The following is a 21040-nucleotide window of genomic DNA, read 5'->3' as shown; positions in this document are numbered from 1 at the left end:
AAATCATATAATTGAAATCATCTCTATTCTTCAGTTTCAGCAGCATGTGCCACTATACCCTGTTTATTAACACCTATTAATAGATGAAGAATAATACCAACTGCTAATCCCCAAGCCGAACCTCTAAATGCTAGGAAAATAGCCATTATTCCTGCTACACCACGTTCTTCCTTTGACTTAACCATATCTAAAGCTATATACGCACATGCAAAACCTTGAACGGTCAGAGTCAAAGCTAACCCCGCAGGTAGTACAGGCTTTAGTAAACTTACTATAGGTGTAAAGAAAGCAGCAAGAGCCATAGCTACAGTGTATGAACTAAGTCCACCAAATACAGAATCCATATCTTTTCTACCATGCTTATAACGTTCTGCAACTGCTATAGTTCCACCAGCCCATAATGGACCATTTAGTGGTGCGTAAGGTGCAAATAATCCCATAATTAAATTTCTTATACCAGATATAACATTTGATCTGTTTGGATTGAAGTCGATATGTTCATCACCACGAGTTTGCTCCGCATCCTTTGTTACTACCTCTGCAAGTACAAAGTCACCAAATGCAATGATGTACGCAGCAATTACTAGCGGAATAGCTTTTATGAAATACTCAATAGGCGGGAACCCAGGAACACCAAAAACAGTATATCCAGATATTGCCTCACCAAATTTAAGTGGTGTGAAACCCCACTCGATCGTAGGTATTGGTATCTCTTTAAAAATAGGCCCGATGATTGCTGCAACTATAAATCCAGGTACCATACCATACTTAGCGAGAGCCTGCAAAAATTTATTTTTGTTCTTTGCTACTGAATAACGATGTGAGAATAAGATTAGATAACAGATTACAGATCCTACTAAGATTGTTATTTCTTTACCTTCCATACGTCCACCTGGTTTTATAACACTTGTAACAGCTGCAATACCAGCTCCAAGAATTATACCAGCACGTAAGGATACTGGTACCTTTCCTACCAGTCTCTTAGCCAATCCCGTTACACCCATAAATGTGAAAATTATTGCCATAGATAATTGTAGGGCAATTATTGCGTGTATTCTATCAACACCTTGTGCAAATCCGGCTGTATAACCCATTACTAGTGGTATTGCTGGAGTAATCCACCCTGGAAAAACTGGATCTCCGAATAATGGATGTAAAAGATATAAAAGACCATTTAATACCATCATTGTTAATGCAACTTCAAAAGAACAGCCTAAAACTTCTTGAACTAGTGGAATAGCTCCCATTGCAACACAAACCAAAATAAGCCCTTGAATAGCTTCAGGCCACTCCCATCTAGTATGGACAAACGGTATACGCAGTTTAAATAAACCTAAATTAACATAAGGGTGCTCCTTGCCGTGCTCACGATTCATCGCCATAAGCTTGTTCTCCTCCTATTTAATCCTCTTCGCCAGAGGACAATACTCATCATATAATAGTATTGGGTCCTCTCCCCTTAAAGGGTGAGAGGCCCTTTTATATCTAAAATCAATTGAACTATCCCTTTTCCCTTAAAAGCATGCTTTCCGTGTACGTCGGGTCATCTCCCTTTAAGATGGTAAGATGCCCTTATATGTTCAATAACGCTCTAATTTACTTCTTTTTTGGAGGTTCCGATATATCTTCAGTAATTCCAGCAATTCTCTTTGCATCTTCAGCAAGCTTTTCCCACTTAGTAAAGGCTCTTACAACTAGTTTTGCACCATCCGGTGAACCTCCACCATGCATACATCCTGGAATACCTCCACCAATTGTCAACCACTCTACAAGTCTAGCAGCTCTCGCACGGGATTCTCCTGACTTTCCAGCCGCAAGTGTTTCTAATAGCTTCTCTCCATAAAGTGGGGATTTCATATCTATATAAGAAGGCATACATCCTGTTTCTGCAATACCTCCAGAGATATCTTGAGTCATAACCTTAGTATCGTAAGGTAAGCTCGCTACCTGAGTCTTATTAACGTGAGCCAATAGAGCATCTGGTATGAAAAGTCCTGATGGATGCTGCTTACCCTTAGCCATAGATCCTAAACCCAAACCATAAGTTATTTCATTGTTGATAGCCATTTCATTTAGTTTGTTTTGGAATGTTTTTCTCTTTAATCCGTTAACTCTAGCCATATTGATTGCTGCACCGCACATTACATCACCTTGACCAGCTACACAGGCTCCGATGGCAGATCTATATATGGCTGCAAAGTAAGCAATGATCTTTCCACTATATTTGTATTCTCCTGCCATGAAAACACGATCATTTGGAACGAATACATCATCAAATAATAAGTATGCCTGTGTGATCGCTCCAACCTTCGGTGCGTCCCATCCTTCTTCCTCATCTCTAGTATCATTTGGACCACGAGTTTCAACTATTGTTAAACCTTCAGCATCACGAGGAACTGCTACTGCCATACAGAAGTCTTTGTCTGCTTCTTTATATCCACTACCTGGTACAGCAATAATTTCATGGGCAGCTGCAACACCACAGATTTGGATCTTGTAACCCCTTATTACAATACCGTCTTCACGAATTTCTTTTATATGTAAGTTTGTATCCTTGTTAGCTTGCTGTGATGGACTTTTTGAACGATCTCCTTTTGCATCTGTTATAGCTCCTGCTAAAGCTAAAGAATTATCTTCAACGTATTGGAAATATTTCTTTAATCTTTCATGATAATTTGTACCTAGATCTCTATCCATTTCATATGTTACAGCCCATAATACGTTTAATCCAGTCCAGCCTGCACAAGTTGCTCCTTGACATGTGCCTGACCATCTATACTGTTCACGTTTCATATCAGAGTTCGCCATTTGATCTTCCAAAGTCATGTTTAAAGCATTCCATCTGTGAGCAGTTTCTCCAGTAAGATGTGACTTTTTAGTGTAAATATGTTTCTTTTCTTCATCAAATGCCATGTCATATGAATGTGCTACTGAGTCAATATGTAGCTTTGTAGCAGGGTTAGTAGTAACGTCTTCTATCAATTTACCCCACTTATAAATATTTGGACGCATTTTCTTTAAACTTTCTCTATATTGCTGACCATTCATTAGTGCCATAATACACAGCTCCTTTTTCTTTTTATTTTTTAATATTCAAAATCCCCTAAGGAATTAAGTTCATTTTCTTAGCTTCAAAGGTTAATTCTTCTCTAAATTTTGGATGAGCAATTCTTATTAATTCATTAGCTCTCTGTGCAGCTGTTTTTCCCTTTAGTTTTGCTACTCCATACTCAGTAACTACATAATCTATATCATTTTTTGAACATGTTACATGTGATCCAGGAGTAAGCACCGGTTTGATCTTGCTTATGGTGTCATTTTTAGCTGTAGAGTAGGTTGTAATAAAGGACTTTCCACCCTTAGACATTCCTGCTCCTCTTACAAAGTCTACCTGACCACCGGTTCCACTAAATTGCTTGTGACCAATTGATTCGGAACATGCCTGTCCGATAAGGTCTACCTCTACCGTGGCATTAATGGAAACAAAGTTATCATGCTGAGCTATTACATTTACATTGTTAACGTAATCAATACTATGAAACTCAACGCCAGGATTGTCATCTAAGAATTCATACATTTTAGGACTTCCTGCAGCAAATGCTGCAATTGACTTATTAGGGTTTATAGTTTTATTTCTATTTGTCACTGCTCCTGATTCAATAAGATCTACCATACCATCGGTGAACATTTCACTGTGTAATCCCAAATCTTTTTTGGATTTTAATGCTTGTGCCACAGCATTAGGAATTCCTCCGATACCCAGTTGTATTGTCGCTCCATCTGGTATTAATTCAGCTATATAATCCCCTACGATTTTATCTTTCTCTGAAATAGGTGGATTTGGAAATATTACTAACGGGAGATCGTTTTCACATAGTGCATCGACTTCTGTAATATGTATAACTGCACTTCCATGGGTTCTCGGCATGTTTCTATTAACTTCTAGGAAAATTTTCTTTGCCCTAGACATCTGAGCCCTTGCTACACTTGCAGATACACCAAAGCTAAACCATCCATGCCTATCCATAGGAGATACAGTAGCATAAAAAACATCTGGCTCCACAAGTTCTCTCCATAATCCTGGTGCATCATGATAATAGCAAGGCATAAAACCCGCTCTACCTTCTTGGACCGACTTTCTTGCTGCCCCGCTTGTGAACCAAGCTACGTGACGTATCTTATCCTCCATACCAGGAGAGAAAAACTTATGATTCTTAAGTGAAAGTAATAAGTGATGTGTAATGCCCTTAAGATCTTCTCTTTCCGCTCTCTCTGTCAGAGCTTCAACAATTCCAATAGGTTCTCCAAGAGCACAGGTACTAGCACAGATATCACCGGATTTGATTTCTGTAGCAATCTCATCGGCTGTTTTAAATTTCTGCTTATACATCTCCAACCATTTACTCACTTTATCACTCCTTTCCATTTGTTAATTTTGTGTTGTACTTTTACTTAGTAGCAACAAGTATGCCAAATATAAAAAACATTGTTAATTTTCAGAAAATTATACTTCCTAAAAGCTTGGATTTTAAAGGTTCAATAGAGGTTTTATTTTTTTCATTTACTCATCTTAAAGTTTTTTAAGATTTAAAATACTCAAATAAAAAGAAACACATTCGATGTACTTATGCATCGAATGTGTCTTAGTAAAATATAAACCTCATATTATCAATGTTTTACTAACGATGTAACCTTGCATCTGGATGATGTCAAATTGCATCTGCATTTCCTAGGTTATAATTCTTAATCTTTCTAACTATTGTTGACTGATTGACTCCCAATGCACTTGCAACCTTTCTAGTAGTCTTATACTTCTTTAATGCAAGGGTTAGCAATTGAGATTCTACCTCCTCCACCGCTTGTTTCAATGGAACTATATTATTTAAAGTGATTATATCTGTATTAACATTGTTACCTTGAATATATCCTGGCAAATCTTCTATAGATATGTTTTTCCCATAGGACAAGACAACCAGTCTCTCAAGGGTATTTTCTAACTCTCTAATATTTCCTGGCCAATCATAGCTAAGCAATCTGTCGATTACTGGCTGAGAAACCTTTTTATTCTCATGATACTTCTTATTAAGAGAGTTCATTATAGTGCATATTAATTGAAATAAATCCTCTTTACGCTCTCTAAGTGGTGGTATCCAAATATTTATTACATTCAAGCGGTAATATAAATCTTCTCGAAATTTACCCTCTTTAACCATTTTGTCTAGGTCTTTATTAGTAGCCGCTATAATTCGTGTATCGACTTTAATCGGTTTTACACCGCCTACCCTTACAATCTCTTTTTGCTGTAAAACCCTAAGTAGTTTTACCTGAAGACTCAGTGGTAGATCACCTATTTCATCTAGGAAAAGGGTCCCTCCCGACGCTAATTCAAACATACCTGCTTTGCCCTCACGTTTAGCTCCTGTAAATGCTCCACCTTCATAACCAAACAATTCTGATTCAAGGAGATGTTCCGGTATCGCACCACAATTTATTGTAATTAAAGAATTGCCTTTCCTTTCACTAAGAAGATGTATTTTCTCAGCGAGGACACCTTTTCCAACGCCTGACTCTCCCGTTATGATTACCGTCGAGTCAACTCGTGAAACTCTAATAGCCAATTCTATAACTTTTTTCATAGTTGGACTATTGGCTATGTAATCTTCAAGCTTCTGATGCTGTTGCAACCTAATCTCCTCTAATTCGCTGGCATATCGTTTAGTCAATTCCTCGGTTTCTTGCAGCTGGGATTTAAGATTTTCTAAGTCTGTAATATCCCTTACATTTACTACAACCTGACTGAGTTCTTTATTATCATCAAATATAGGAGTTGCCGTTGCCATAATTATCTGTCCTTGTTTCGGACCTGCAGTAATCTCTATCATGGTTGATGTAGTTTTCTTTTTCTTAAGAGCTAGAGATGCAGCTGAGTTATCGTAAAGTCCCATTTGCATAAGTTCATCGGGAGTTTTTCCTATTACAAATTCTCTTTTAAATCCTGAGATCATTTCCCAAGAAGAATTAACCTTCGTTACCCTCCCGTCCTTATCACAAATATATAAGCCATCATAGGATGATTCAAAGATGCCGTTAAAATCTTGAACTAGCTTTTTATGAGCATCTAGCTTATGACTTACCCTTTCTAAATCTGAAATGTCTACGAAAACTCCCACTGCCCCAATACATTTCCCTTCATAAATCAAAGGAGTTCTGTTTGAAAGAATGACTCTATCACCATATTTCTTTTTAACGCCAATGGCAGATTCCTCATTATATAATGTTTCTAAGAGACCCATTTTAGGGTCCATATATGATATATGTCTCCCAACTACCTCGGCCCTTTTTATTCCTAAAATCCTCTCGGCCGCAGGATTGTATACTATAATATTCCCCTCGCTATCAATTGCAATTATACCATTATATGTTGAGTTCAAAACCTGTTTAAACCTATTGAACATTTTTACATACTGATCAAAGGTTGTATTCATCATTCTATCCTTCGATATAAACCCAACTAATAAATCCTCATCGTTAACTACGGGGACAATATCAAAGTTCATTGTCCACTTTCTTTCTAGAAGATTATCTGTAACCTTTATTGGAGGATATGAAATAATATCATTTGAATTTATTTTCTCTGAATTCATATAGCTTGTACTGATTATATGTCTCAAACTCACAAGTCCAATATACAAGCCTTTGTCATCTACAACAGGTAGCAGTGAATAAGGTACTCTTTTGAAAATTTTAATTACTTCTCTCAGATTTTGATCCGTTCTAATATAAGGCTTTTTAATTAAATCTGAATTTTTAATAGTTAAAATAGTTACCCCTCCCCCTCCGATTGAAATACATTGAATTCATTGCCCAAAATTCAATTAAACAACTTGCATAATTACTACCCAATACTACATATAATCTTAGCTCCCCAAAGCTATACCCCATTAATTATGCAATTTTTATAGCAAATTGATTCAGGACACCGTGCTAAACTATAGATTCTACACGTGGTTTTATTTTCCTTTAAAATATTGTGCATATTTTCATATAATTCTGAATTTTAATCCCAAAACATCCCTCCTTGCTTTTGAATTATCCCTTAAAAAATGGTATAATTAGAGATATAATGATACAATAATATGTATACAGTTGTATTTATTTTATTATATCAATTGAATACTATAGTATCCAAAAATATACTACATAAAAGGGTGGTAAGAATAAATGTCAAAGGTACAAGAAAAAATTTATAGATGTCCACTAGAATTGTCGATAGATCTAATCGGCGGAAAATGGAAAAGTGTAATTTTATGGCACCTGAGAAAGGATATTCTTAGATTTAGTCAGTTGAAACGAAGACTTCCAGGAATTACGCAAAAGATGCTGACTCAACAATTAAGAGAATTAGAAGCTGATGGTATGATTAATAGAGAAGTATATCCACAAGTTCCACCGAAGGTTGAATACTCCCTTACGGAACTCGGAAAAACAGTTTTGCCTATGCTACGTTCGTTATACAAATGGGGAATAAAATATTCAGATATGTATGAGGTAGAAGTTGATACAGGTCTTACTGAAACCATAATTAAAAATACTGTAGAGAAAGGGAGCATCTCAGAATAACGAATTTCTGCGTTATTTGAAATTTCACCGACTTGGCACGTACACCAGTACTAACCAAACCGATGAAATTTCAAAACCTTGAACTTCATTTATTCTGAAACACTCCAGAGCTGAACTCATAAGATTCCTTTGAGAGACAGCTCTTTTTTTACTTTACAACCTTCTAAAAAATTCATCCTTATAATTGTATTGCTCCTTGATTGCTGCATCCAATTGCTCTAATAACATATCTTTATCCTCAGATAGGGTTCCACCTAAAGGTACATAATTTGATGCATGATTACTTCTGAACATACAATTTGTCACCTCAAGATTTGATATTAGCTCCTTTGTCTCAACCATAACCTCATTTGGATTTAATAACTTTAGATTTCCAGACTGCACATCATCATGCATTTTAGTCCCCGGATTTAATAACAGGGTAAGTAATGCTATATAGTCAGGGTTTATTTCATTTAATACCCTAGCTGATTCCACTGCATGTTCCTTCCATTTCTCTTTACCGCCCAATCCGGATATTATCATTACAGATAACCCTATTCCTGAGGAAACAACCTTTTGACCGGCCTCTATCATTTGTGCAGAATTAACTCCTTTATTTATCTCCTTCAAGATTTCATCACTGCCGGATTCAATCCCTAGATAAACAATTCCTATACCCAGCTCTTTTAATTCCCTGAGTTCTTCAACAGATTTTCTTAATATATCCTGCGGCGCACCATATATTCCTACCCTTTCACACTCTGGAAATAGCTCCTTGATTCTTAGTAGAATCTTTTTTAAATCTTCATTTTTTAGTACCAAGGCATTTCCATCAGCTAAAAATATCTTTCTTACACGAGGATAATATTCCCTTGCCTCTTCTAAGTCTTCAATTATTTCCTCTAATTTCCTTACTCTAAATCTTTTGTCCTTATACATGTTACAGAACGTACATTTATTATGTGAACATCCTATTGTCACTTGTATAATAAGGCTGCGAGCTTCACTTGGTGGTCTATACACACTACCTTCATATCTCATACGTATCTCTCCTTTTGTCAATATCACAATGCCAATAAATCAATTACATTTTCATTCTCTGAATATCCCTAAAAGTTTCCTATTCAGAAAATCAAAATGTAGATTTATTAATGTATTCAATGAATCTAAAGAAGTGACCAAGAATTTTTGTCACTTCCTTGATTCCTTAAATTTATTTTATCTGTATAATAACATTCTCATAGGGTGTAATCAAGTCAGAAAGTATATTAATAGAACTACACATATAACTTCTCTACAAAATATACATGGGGGTGTCTCCCAATAAAGAATTTCTAGGTTATTTGAAATTTCAAGGCTTTGGCTCCTACGTCAGTGCCAACCAAACCATTGAATTTTCAAAACCTTGAATGTCCTTCACTCTGAAACACCCCAGGGCTGAACCCAAGAGACGATTTTATGAATACGCCCCATAATGATTGCTATTCCGTTTCTATGTTAAGTTTCTTCCCAACCCCCGCCTTTAATCTAAAAAGGCGTACTAATTTTTTTAACATCTCACTTTTCTTAATTCATATAGAATCCTCTTATAAATCCACATCTTGATTTTATGAATAACCAATATTTCAAAGCTACTCTGGGGATCAAAATGGAGTGGATTTATAGTTTATTTCTATAATTTATTATAAACTAAATTCGGTAAGCTAGTTCATAACAACGTTAACGCTATCATCATTATAGACATCTACTTTATTAATTCTACTTCGCAAAGCTTTTCTCCGCCTTACATACTATTTTTATTGGGGTAAAAACTATTTACAAGGGACATTGCAAAAAAGCTTTAAAGTAAAACCTATAAGTTCACAAGTCTATTTATAGAATGGATTTATAAAACTACATTTTAATTTTATACAGCAGTTGTTTGAAGGATTCCGAATATAAAATTTTTATTGTAGTTTCTATCCTTTCACTTACCGAATCTAATTTAAATCATTTTTATAGGCTAGCATTTGATCTCACAATCTAAATCTAAGCCGTCATATACTCATTTATCGGAGTCAGCTGCCTGAATCAGGTCAGCTGTTCCATCTAAAATTTATTAAAGTAATTTATATCTAATTAGGTCTGCTTATCTCAATCTAAGAAACATTTTATATCTAATATCCAAGATTATTACTAAGCTATGTTCATAGCCTTAACTTGAGCTGTTAACTCCGGAACTATTTTGTTTAGGTCTCCAACTAATCCTAGATCTGCAACTTGCATAATCGGAGCTCCTGAATCTTTATTTACAGCTATGATGAAGTCACTATCCTGCATACCTGCTAAATGCTGAATTGCGCCTGAAATACCGCAAGCAACATATATTCTAGGTCTTACTGTTTTTCCAGTTTGCCCTACTTGTAGTGCATGGTCTATCCATCCGTTGTCTATAGCTGCTCTTGAACCTGCTACTGTACCACCTAATGCATCAGCAAGTTCTTGAAGGATTGTAAAGTTTTCCTTACTACCCATTCCTCTACCACCAGAAACTAATACTTCTGCTTCACTAATATCAACTACTTGTTTAAGTTCTTTTACAACTTCTAATAACTTAACTCTCATCTCTGCTTCTGTTAAGCTAGCAGATAATTTTTCAATTTTTGCTTCATCTATTCTTGCTTCGTCTCTCTCTAATCTATCAAATACACCTGGTCTTACAGTTGACATTTGTGGTCTGTGATCTGTACAAATGATTGTTGCCATTAGGTTTCCACCAAATGCAGGTCTTGTCATTAATAAGTGACCAGTTCCTTCTTGAATATCTAGTGCCGTACAATCTGCAGTTAAACCTGTCGCAATTCTTGCTGCTACTCTTGGTCCTAAATCTCTACCTATATATGTTGCTCCGATATATACAATCTCTGGCTTTCTTTCATTGATTATATCGCATATTTCTTTCGTATATGCTTCAGTTGAATATCTTGCCAACTTCTCATCTTCTATATATATAACCTTATCAGCTCCATGAGCTAATAATTCCTTTGCTTGATTCTCTATTTTATCTCCTAAAAGAACTGCTGTTAGTTCTACTCCTAGCTTATCTGCTATTTCTCTTCCGTTTCCTAATAATTCAAATGCAACTTTTTGTACTTCTCCATCTCTTTGCTCAGCAAAAACCCAAACGCCTTTGTAATCAGCTAAATTCATCCTTTATCCCTCCTAGTCTATTAAATGTAGTGCTTCTCCTTTAATTTTGAAACTGCAACAGCTGCTGCTTCCTTTGGTGATAGTTCAACTACTTCACCTTTACCTTTTGGTTCTTTAGTCATAGATTTGAATACCTTAGTCGGGGAACCACTTAAACCTAGAAGTGATTTATCTACACCTATATCTTCTGCATTCCAAATCTTTATTTCCTTTTCGAATGTAGTGAATATATTTCTCATATTCATATATCTTGGTTCATTTAATGTATCAATTGCTGTAAGAAGACAAGGTGTTTTAATTTCTAACATCTCATATCCGTCCTCTAATGCTCTTCTTACCTTTAGCGAATCTTCTCCAACCGCTACTTCTTCAACATAAGTAACCTGAGGATATTCTAAGTGCTCTGCGATTCCTGGTCCAACCTGAGCAGTATCACCATCTATCGCCTGTCTTCCTGCAAATACTATATCATGGTCTATCTTTCTTAATGCTCCCGCTAATGCATGTGAAGTTGCTAATGTGTCTGCACCTGCAAAAGCTCTATCAGTAATTAGGACTGCATCATCTGCACCCATTGCAATTGACTCTCTTAATACAGCTTCTGCCTGTGGAGGTCCCATGGTGATAACAGTAACATTCGCTCCAAAGGCATCTTTTAATCTTAAAGCCTCTTCTAAAGCATTCTTATCATCTGGATTGATAATTGATGGAACACCACTTCTTATAAGCGTTCCTTTAACTGGATCTATCTTAACTTCATTTGTATCTGGAACTTGTTTTACACAAACAACGATATTCATTACTTAACCCTCCTCATTATGGTTTTATATTATCTGAACATATCTCCTGAAATTATCATTCTTTGAACTTCGTTTGTTCCTTCGTAGATTTGAGTTATCTTAGCATCTCTCATCATTCTTTCTACTGGATACTCCTTAATAAATCCATATCCACCTAACATTTGTACACAGTTTGTTGTTACGTACATAGCACAATCAGATGCAGTCATTTTTGCCAGCGCTGCTGATACTGCGTATGGCTTTCCATCATTTTTATCCATAGCAGCCTTATATACAAGATATCTTGCTTGCTCGATTCTCGCCTTTAAATCAGCCATTCTAAAAGCTAAGTATTGGAACTTGTAAAGTTGCTTTCCAAATTGCTTTCTTTCCTTCATGTATGTGATAGTTTCTTCTAAAGCACCTTCTGCAATTCCTAAGGCTTGAGCCGCTACACCAATTCTTCCTCCATCAAGAGTCTTCATTGCTATACCAAATCCCTTACCTTCTTTACCAAGTAGGTTTTCTGCTGGTACTCTACAATCTTCTAGAACAACTTCTCCAACTTGAGAAGATCTGATTCCCATCTTATCTTCGATTTTTCCTATTGAGATTCCAGCATATTCTTTTTCTACTATAAATGCTGAAATTCCTCTAGTACCTTTGCTTCTATCTGTCATAGCAAATATTACAAATGTATCCGCGATTGGACTGTTTGTTATAAAACATTTTTGTCCGTTAAGTACATAGTGATCTCCATCTTTCACAGCTATCGTTTGAACACCTGAAGCATCTGTCCCTGCATTTGGCTCAGTCAATCCAAAAGAACCAACTTTTCTACCTGTACACAGGTCTGGAAGATACTTTTGTTTTTGTTCCTCTGTACCAAAAGCATTTAATGCACCCATACAAAGTGATGTTTGTACTGAATAAGATATTCCTAAAGAACCATCGGCCTTTGAGATTTCTTCAACGGCAAGGATATATGATAAATAATCTCCACCTGCTCCTTCATAATCTGTTGAGTAAGGTAAACCTATAAGTCCCATTGTTCCCATCTTCTTATATTGCTCTATTGGGAAAACCCCTGTTTGGTCAGCTTCTGCAGCTATAGGCTTTATTTCAGTTTCTGCAAATTCTCTAACCGCCTGTACTACTAACTTTTGCTCTTTGGTCAATTCAAAGTTCATTTACTTACCTCCTAAATATTAGATTTTAATTTGATTTATCTACTTAATTCTAAATTTTTCAATCTTCATTCAATCTTTGTTAAAAAAATCTGTTCTTAACAAAGATTAACTAATATTCATTATAATAATGTCGACATCATTGTTATAATTTTTTCAATTTTCTTTCTGATATAATTTTAACCAATTTCTTTCTTATCTACAAGTACGCACTTTTTTGTTTTATTGTACCGTTTTTGTATTGTAGTATCCGAACAGAATTGTAGTTCCATATAAGTAGTATAGTATCTTTAAGATACTATCGATATTAAAGTTAAATTTATCCATTTCAAGACAAAATATAATTCAGCTGGAATCTTTACTCCAGCTGAATTTCCTATCTATGTAATTATGATACCTGAGGGGTTTGGGATTCTTCTTAAGATGCTTCTACCTTTGATATTTCTTGAGGAGTTACTTCTGCATCTCCTCCTAAATCTCCCATTCTTTGTATCTCTTCACGGCTTACCCTTCCAAAGTCCTTAACTAACTCACGTAGGAAGCCAACATAAATAATGATGAGTATCGCTACTAAAGGTAGTCCCGTAGAGAGTACAATAGATTTAATCGTATTAATATCCGTTCCAATAAATGATATTGCAATAGGTAGTGCTACTAATACTAGACACCATACCAACTTTAAGAACTTGTTTGGTTCCTCAGTTGCTTTTAGCTTCTTAGACACCGTTGAAGACAATGTAAATGAAGCCGCATCTAGAGTTGTTGCTAAGAATAATACGATTACAAAAAGGTATACAAGCATTACTATTTTAGCAAGTGGAAGGGAATTTACTGTAGCTGTAGCGATTAATGGTGCTTCTCCAGTCGCCAACATTTTAGGAATATCCAATACGCCATTCATTCTTAATGACTGTTGATATCCACCTATGATACCAAAGAATAATATAAGACCTAAAGATCCACTTATTATCATGTTTGCTACAACTTCTTTTATTTTTCTTCCCTTTGAAATTTTGGCTACAAATAATCCAGTGAAAGGTCCAAATGTAAGCCAATATACTAGATAGAAAGCAGTCCAGTTTTGTGGATATCCTGTTCTTGCTACTGGATCTGTCCATAAACTCATTCTAGGATACTCCGCTGCTAAGATACCAAGAGAGTTAATCATAGAGTCAATTATCTGTTGTGTAGGTCCAGCTATCAGTATGAAACCTAGTAGTGTCATACAAAGATAAACGTTAGAGTCACTAATTCTTCTCATACCTTTTTCTATACCCACAAAGGAACTTGCAGAGTACAGTAATGCTACACCAATAAGAACCGAAGTTGTTAACGTAAATGTATGCGGTATTCCTGTTAAATCAGCTATAGCAGCTGAAATAGTTGAAGCAGAACTTCCTGCTGTGATACTTATAGAACCAACAGCTGCAAAGATGAATATGAAGTCAACCACTTTACCAAATAAACCACGAACGGCTTTTTCACCCATGGCATATTTACAAAGAATACTGAAACGTAATTCGCTATCTTCCTTAATATAGTAATGATAAGCAAATGGTAAAACAAATACACATAATAACGCCCAAGCTGATGGACCCCAGTCAAAGAAAGTATAGGCCATAGCTAGCTCATAGTTCATAGCCTCACTAATCGGCACACCATTCAATTGCGGCGCAGCGTTAAAATGGTATCCCCATTCTAAGAAGGCCCAATATACTGTTCCAGCACCATTTCCGCAGAAAAACATCATTGCTACCCAACTAAGTGTAGAATATTGAGGCTTAGAATTTCCAAGTCGAATATCCCCATACTTAGATAAAGATATACATACTAAAAAGGCAAGAACCAATACTGTAAATAATTGCATAGGCGAACCAAATGTATTGGTCAGCATACTAAGAATACTATTTGCAACCACTTTACCTTGTTCAGGATAAAGAGTTAAACCTGCAACTACGCCAACAATAACTAAGATACTTAAAGCCATGAGGACAACTTCATATCTCTCGTGCAGTGCTGATGTAGATGTACTTTCGTTCTTTTTCACCACATTAATTCCCCCTATATTTTTGATAAATCAATTTTTCACCCTCAGGAATTTGTTCTATAAATATAATTTCAGATTTTATGTTTATCCCCTATTATTTATAATTCAGAAATAAATCCTTTTAAAAATAGCGTTAAATTCTAAAATTACACAGAATTGAAAAGTTATTACCCGGCCAATATTTTCATTAAACTATCCCACCTTTTGATATAGCTATGTAAAACACAGTCTTACCAAAAGGTGGTATACTATACAGATCACTATTGCTATACAACATAGAATATATAATCAAATTCTACATCCGTACAAACTTAATTACACTATTTCATTTTCATATAAACTCTTGATTTCTGCATCACTATATCCGATTCCCCTAAGTATCTCATCTGTATCTTCACCCATTAAAGGCGCAGCTTTTTGTATAACAGCAGGAGTCTTGCTTAATTTCATAGGATTACCAATAGCAAGATGTTTCCCAATACCTGGGTCTTCTAATTCAATCATCATATCTCTAGCAACAATTTGAGGATGTTCCATGATCTCTGGAACAGTTAAAACTGGAGCACTAGGTACACCTGCTGCAACAAAAGTGTCAGCTAATTCAATCTTTGTCTTAGCCTTAAAGTACTCAGAAACAATCGCAGTAAACTCTTCATAGTTCTTACATCTTAAGTCATTATCAACGAATCTAGGATCTTCAATAAGCTCAGGCATTCCAATTGTTTCACAGAACTTAGGCCATCCTGAATCACTTGCAATACCAGCTGAGAAGTATCCATCTTGACATTCATATACATCATAAGGAACAAGTGTAGCCGGATCAGCATTACCAGTTCTCGTTGATTTTTCGCCTAATACTGTATCAAAAAGGATTGGACTTTCAAGAATAGCAAATATAGCATCATACATAGCTACATCGATTTTTTGTCCTTTACCTGTGTTCAGCTTGTTTAAGTATGCCATTGTAATAGCTAATGACATTGTAAGTCCAGTAAAGTTATCTCCGATAGCAGGGCCAACCTTAGTAGGTATACCATCTACGAAACCTGTCATTTCCATGATTCCAGTCATAGCTTGCACAACATTATCATATGCTGCTAAACTTTTTAATGGTCCAGTTTCACCAAATCCTGAAATAGATGCATAAATAATCTCAGGGTTAGCTTTCTTCATTTCCTCATAACCAAGACCAAGTTTATCAAGAGTTCCTACTTTAAAGTTTTCAACAACCACATCAGCCTCTTTAATAAGGCCTAAAACGATTTCCCGACCTTCAGGAGTAGCTATATCAAGAGAAAGTCCTTTTTTATTTCTATTAATTGCTGAATAGTAACCACTATGTCCATTTTCAATAGGTGTCCACTCACGTGATTGGTCTCCTATACCTCTTCTCTCTATCTTAATTACCTCTGCACCAAAGTCAGCAAGTTGCATAGTACAGAACGGACCACTATAAGCTTGCGTAAAGTCAACTACTTTTACTCCTTCTAATACTTTCATATTTAACTCCCCTTTCCTTCTACAATTTAGGCTCTTTCAACTACTTTTTGATCAGATAACGCTGCAATTTCATCCATTGTATATCCTAACTGAGTAAGATATGAATCTGTATGTTCACCTAAAAGCGGGGCTCCATGAGAAATTTCTCCAGGAGTACCTTCTAAGTTAATAACAATACCTGGCATAGTTACTTTTCCTAGTGCCTTGTCTTCAACATCTACAAGCATTTTTCTAGCAGCAACATTTTCAGATCTCATAGCTTCTTCAACTGTATAAACAGCACCACAAGCAAGTCTAGCCTCTCTTAAGATTCTCTCTATATCAAACTTAGACATTTCTCTTGTAACCTCTTCTAAAGCTTGCTTTAAACCAGTTTCGTAGTGCTCTCCTCTACTTTCATTGTTTACATATCTAGGGTCATTTGCAAGGTGTTCTAGATTAAGAGCCTTACAGAACTTTTGCCATTGTCTGTCCGTAGATATACCAACAGAAACATAACCGTCTTTAGTCTCTAAAGTATCATAAGGTGAGATTGAAGGATATGAGTTACCAACTCTTGGCGGTACAGATCCCCTTAAGCATTGTGTAACTGGAGCTGCCTCAAGTATAGAGAATAGTGAATCTAAGATTGCTATATCAATCTGTTGTCCTTCACCAGTCTTTTTCTTATGGATTAAAGCAAGGTTAATCGCCATAGCCATATAATGACCACTGAATTGATCTCCCATAGCTGCACCAACCTTTGTAGGCGCTCCATCAGGGAATCCTGTTCTGTCCATAAGTCCACTCATCGCTTGTAATTGTAAGTCAAGTCCTATAGCCTTTTTATATGGACCATTTTGTCCAAATCCATTTAATGATGCATAAATTATTGAAGGATTGATCTTTTTAAGTTCTTCATAACTTAGTCCCATACGGTCCATACTACCGTATTTAAAGTTTTCACATACTACATCAGCTTCTGCAACAAGCTTTCTAATAATTTCTTTACCCTCTTCTTTTCTTGCATCAATACTAATACTCTTTTTACCTCTATTTAGATAAGCATAGTAAGCACTATTACCATCTTTTATAGGTGCCCAGTATCTAGCTAAATCGCCAACACCTGCTCTTTCAATTTTAATTACCTCCGCACCAAAGTCGGCTAAAATCATAGTGGCTAAGCTTCCTGCGTGTGCTTGAGTAAAATCTACTACTTTGACTCCTTCTAAAGGTCTCATAATTTATACCCCTTTCTATGAATTAATAGTTTAATTTTAATTGTGGTACGATATCGATTTATTTCTTGAGCTCGTGTATACTCTAAAAGCAATAACCGTGCCATGTGAAAAATTCAACAAAAAGCGAGATTTTCGTTATATTTTTATCATATGATATAGTTCTTTGAGTTACTCTTGACTCGAAAAATTATGCCTATGACCCATCTTAAAATCTGTTCAAATATTGCAAATATAATCACAATAGCTATTTTGAGTCAAGCTTAACTCAAGATTTCATTTATGACTCATTTTTTGAGCTTAACTATAGAAAATCAAAAATAATGCGTTTTTTTATAAAAAAATACATAGATTTTTAACAAAGTTAACAATATATTTTTAACAAACATCCAAGCCTAATATAGGCTATAATCAAGTAATAGTCTCAGCTTCAACACTTCAATTTTAATTGGATAAAAATTTTGAAAAAAGAGAAATATTATAGACAGAGAATTTTATTAATATCAGAATTGTCTAGTAACAAAAGAGTTAATCAGCTTAACAGCATGCAAAAAGGAGCATATGCCCTTTAGACATATACTCCTTAACAGTACAACTCTTTATTCTCACCTTATAAGATTTTTTCTTTATCAATACTATTTCACAACAACCCGTTTACATACTATCAAAAATTATTCATTAACATATTTCTTAATTAGCCTACATGCCTTTGATTGACTCGTGCTTAACGCCTCAGCAACTCTTCTTGTAGTTTTATATTTTTTATAGGCATCGGTAATCATCTTTCTTTTGACCTCTTCTATTGCTTCTAAAAGGCTTAAGTTTTCTAAATGACTATCACAGTTAGATTTAAGGTTGTCAATCTTAAAAAAACTGGCGGGTAAATCAGTAGCCAGGATAAGGTTTTCCTCCGCTGTAAGAATACCTCTTTCAACAACATTGGAAAGTTCTCTTACATTGCCCTTCCATGGATAAGCCATTAATAAACTCATGGATTTTTCAGAAAAAATACAGTTTTTAGAGTACTTTTTGTTGAAAACATTCAAAAAATGTGAAATAAGAGTGTATAAATCTTCTTCTCTTTCTCTAAGTGGTGGTATAGTGATTTCAAATACATTTAACCTGTGATATAAATCTTCTCTGAACTTATTAACTTCTACCATATGTTTCAAGTCACAATTAGTAGCACATATTATCCTTACATCAAGCTTTATAGGGGTAATTCCTCCAATAGGAATAAATTCTTCTTCCTGTATAACATGAAGAAACTTTGCCTGAAGGTCCATAGGTACCTCTCCAATTTCATCTAAGAAAAGGGTTCCGCCATTAGCTAGTTCAAAAAGTCCTTTCTTACCTTCTCTATTTGCTCCGGTAAAGGCACCTTTTTCATACCCAAAGATTTCTGATTCAATAAGCGTAGGATTAATACTTGCCATATTAATACTTATAAAGGGCTTCGCTTTTCTATCACTTACTTCATGAATATATCTTGCTAAAAGGCTCTTTCCAGTTCCCGTTTCCCCTAAAATCATACAAGGCACTTTAACTGGAGCAATCTTTCTTGCGAATTTAATTACTCTCTTCATTTTATCACTTCTATGAATTATGTAATTATTCCTATGAAACTTATCGTCGGCAGAAGCCTCCATAGGAGAAAGCTTTTTATATAAGTAATCATCTTCATCTCTAACGCTTTGAATAACATACTTCACATTGTTTTGCTCGTCTAAGATGGGTACAGATATAGTCACAACATCTATTCCTAATAATGTTTTTTGATGTTGAATAATAGATTTTTTTTCACTATATACATATGGTAAGCTTGAAGGAGACCAATATTTTTCTGTAACAATAAACTCATCAAGGGTCTTTCCAATTATCTCCTCAGGCCTCAGTCCATAATGTCTGTAACATGCGTTGTTTACATATAAAACAGTATAGTTGTTGTCCCAAATCACGATCTCATCATAAATATTGTCCATTAAGTCAATAAGGGTTCTTAAGTCGAATTTGCCACTATAATCTATCATCAAATCACCCCAACAAATATTAAATGTTTTCTAACCTTATGTATATGTATTTTCTTAGTTTGTTAATATTTTATCTATAAGTTCCATTATACATTTATACATATTCATTAACAAGAGATGCAAATACTATGCCAATTTATCAAATCAGTTAAGTTTAAATTGATATATGCCCTTATTTTTTATATCAAATGAAAAAGCTCAAGGGTTCATTTTATGGAATAAACCCTTGAGTTCTTAATGAAGTTTTATATATTGTTTTTATAGTACTTACTATCTCTCTACTATTATTGAAGTGGCTTGACCTCCACCTATACAAAGAGTTGCTAATCCTTTTTTAGCATCTCTTTTTGCCATTTCATGAATTAAAGTAACTAAAATTCTTCCTCCCGATGCTCCAATAGGATGTCCTAATGCAATTGCTCCACCATTAACATTTACTTTTTCCATATCAAAGTTTAAGTCCTTTGCTACTGCTAAAGATTGAGCTGCAAATGCTTCATTACATTCAATTAAATCTATATCTTCTATAGCTAAACCAGCCTTTTCTAGAGCTTTTCTTGATGCTGGTACTGGTGTGTAACCCATAATAGCTGGATCTATTGCAGCCGATGCATAGGATTTTATTGTAACTAAGATATCTAATCCTAATTCCTCTGCTTTTTCTTTAGCCATTACTATAAACATTGCAGCGCCATCGTTTATCCCCGATGCATTTCCTGCAGTTACTGTACCATCCTTCTTAAAAGCAGGTCTTAATTTCCCAAGCTTTTCTATTGTTGATCCAAATTTAGGGTATTCGTCTGTATCAACTACTATTGGATCACCCTTCCTTTGTGGTACTTCTACTGGAACAATTTCCTCCTTGAATTTTCCTGCATTTATAGCCTCTTCAGCTCTTTGCTGACTAGTTAATGCAAATTTGTCTTGTTCTTCTCTTGTAACATTCCATCTTTCAGCAACATTTTCTGCTGTAATCCCCATATGATAATCATTGAAGGCATCCCATAATCCATCATTTATCATTGAGTCGATTACTTTATCGTGCCCCATTTTGTGTCCCCATCTAGCCTTATTTAAAAGATATGGAGAGTTAGTCATACTTTCTGTACCTCCGGCTAGGATTACATCGGCATCTCCCAGCATTATAAACTGGGCAGCCATACTTACCGTTCTAAGACCAGAACCACATACCTTATTTATTGATATCGCCGGTACTGTTTCAGGTATTCCAGCTCTAATAACAACTTGTCTAGCTACATTCTGTCCAAGTCCCGCTTGCAATACATTACCTATAAGTGCTTCATCGATCATCTCAGGCTTAATACCTGCTCTTTTAATAGCTTCCTTAGCCGTTACAGCTCCTAGATCAACGGCTGAAAGAGATTTAAAACTCCCATTAAAAGCTCCTATTGGTGTTCTAACTGCACTAACAATTACTGCTTCTCTCATTTTTATTCCCCCTATAAATTATTTATATATTTTTATTATT

14 protein-coding genes are annotated in these 21040 nt (G+C 35.3%); 1 reads left to right on the top strand and 13 read right to left on the bottom strand.

Features of this window, described 5'->3' with window-relative positions:
- Window positions 1-23: 23 nt before the first annotated feature.
- From R9X47_RS22445 to R9X47_RS22430, 4 genes are all read right to left on the bottom strand, one after another.
- Window positions 24-1382, bottom strand: coding sequence for a hypothetical protein (locus R9X47_RS22445; RefSeq protein WP_432663315.1), 1359 nt, complete (start codon window positions 1380-1382; stop codon window positions 24-26).
- Between the two features lie 214 nt (window positions 1383-1596).
- The gene (locus R9X47_RS22440) at window positions 1597-3057 is read right to left on the bottom strand and encodes a 4-hydroxyphenylacetate 3-hydroxylase N-terminal domain-containing protein (protein WP_432663314.1); all 1461 of its coding nucleotides are present in this window, start codon (window positions 3055-3057) and stop codon (window positions 1597-1599) included.
- Between the two features lie 46 nt (window positions 3058-3103).
- Window positions 3104-4408, bottom strand: coding sequence for an acetyl-CoA hydrolase/transferase family protein (locus tag R9X47_RS22435; RefSeq protein WP_432663313.1), 1305 nt, complete (start codon window positions 4406-4408; stop codon window positions 3104-3106).
- Between the two features lie 301 nt (window positions 4409-4709).
- A complete protein-coding gene (locus R9X47_RS22430; protein WP_432663312.1) occupies window positions 4710-6671 on the bottom strand; it encodes a sigma 54-interacting transcriptional regulator in 1962 nt (653 codons plus the stop codon).
- A 550-nt stretch (window positions 6672-7221) separates the two neighbouring features.
- On the opposite strand from R9X47_RS22430, the gene R9X47_RS22425 reads away from it, so the two are divergent.
- Window positions 7222-7620: a winged helix-turn-helix transcriptional regulator gene (locus R9X47_RS22425; RefSeq protein WP_432663311.1), complete on the top strand. Its 399-nt coding sequence runs from the start codon at window positions 7222-7224 to the stop codon at window positions 7618-7620.
- 153 nt (window positions 7621-7773) lie between these two features.
- Here the strand turns inward: R9X47_RS22425 and R9X47_RS22420 are convergent, their stop codons facing one another.
- From R9X47_RS22420 to R9X47_RS22380, 9 genes are all read right to left on the bottom strand, one after another.
- On the bottom strand, window positions 7774-8643 hold the full coding sequence (locus R9X47_RS22420; RefSeq protein ID WP_432663310.1) for a radical SAM protein: 870 nt from the start codon (window positions 8641-8643) through the stop codon (window positions 7774-7776).
- A 1134-nt stretch (window positions 8644-9777) separates the two neighbouring features.
- On the bottom strand, window positions 9778-10791 hold the full coding sequence (locus tag R9X47_RS22415; RefSeq protein ID WP_432663309.1) for an electron transfer flavoprotein subunit alpha/FixB family protein: 1014 nt from the start codon (window positions 10789-10791) through the stop codon (window positions 9778-9780).
- A gap of 20 nt (window positions 10792-10811) precedes the next feature.
- On the bottom strand, window positions 10812-11591 hold the full coding sequence (locus tag R9X47_RS22410) for an electron transfer flavoprotein subunit beta (protein WP_432663308.1): 780 nt from the start codon (window positions 11589-11591) through the stop codon (window positions 10812-10814).
- A 29-nt stretch (window positions 11592-11620) separates the two neighbouring features.
- On the bottom strand, window positions 11621-12760 hold the full coding sequence (locus tag R9X47_RS22405) for an acyl-CoA dehydrogenase (RefSeq protein WP_432663307.1): 1140 nt from the start codon (window positions 12758-12760) through the stop codon (window positions 11621-11623).
- A gap of 415 nt (window positions 12761-13175) precedes the next feature.
- Entirely contained in the window at window positions 13176-14807 is a 1632-nt protein-coding gene (locus tag R9X47_RS22400; RefSeq protein ID WP_432663306.1) for a BCCT family transporter, read from the bottom strand.
- A gap of 312 nt (window positions 14808-15119) precedes the next feature.
- Window positions 15120-16304, bottom strand: a complete 1185-nt coding sequence (locus R9X47_RS22395) for a CaiB/BaiF CoA transferase family protein (RefSeq protein WP_432663305.1) — start codon at window positions 16302-16304, stop codon at window positions 15120-15122.
- A 26-nt stretch (window positions 16305-16330) separates the two neighbouring features.
- Complete coding sequence (locus R9X47_RS22390) at window positions 16331-17524, bottom strand: CaiB/BaiF CoA transferase family protein (protein WP_432663304.1); 1194 nt, start codon at window positions 17522-17524, stop codon at window positions 16331-16333.
- 668 nt (window positions 17525-18192) lie between these two features.
- The gene (locus R9X47_RS22385) at window positions 18193-19551 is read right to left on the bottom strand and encodes a sigma-54 interaction domain-containing protein (protein WP_432663303.1); all 1359 of its coding nucleotides are present in this window, start codon (window positions 19549-19551) and stop codon (window positions 18193-18195) included.
- Between the two features lie 270 nt (window positions 19552-19821).
- Window positions 19822-21000: an acetyl-CoA C-acetyltransferase gene (locus R9X47_RS22380; RefSeq protein ID WP_432663302.1), complete on the bottom strand. Its 1179-nt coding sequence runs from the start codon at window positions 20998-21000 to the stop codon at window positions 19822-19824.
- Window positions 21001-21040 lie beyond the last annotated feature (40 nt).

The organism is Wukongibacter baidiensis (assembly GCF_050888315.1).
Classification (GTDB): Bacteria; Bacillota; Clostridia; order Peptostreptococcales; family Caminicellaceae; genus Wukongibacter; species Wukongibacter baidiensis.
Note: the sequence above shows the minus strand (reverse complement) of the source record. Positions and strands in the feature narration are given on the sequence as shown.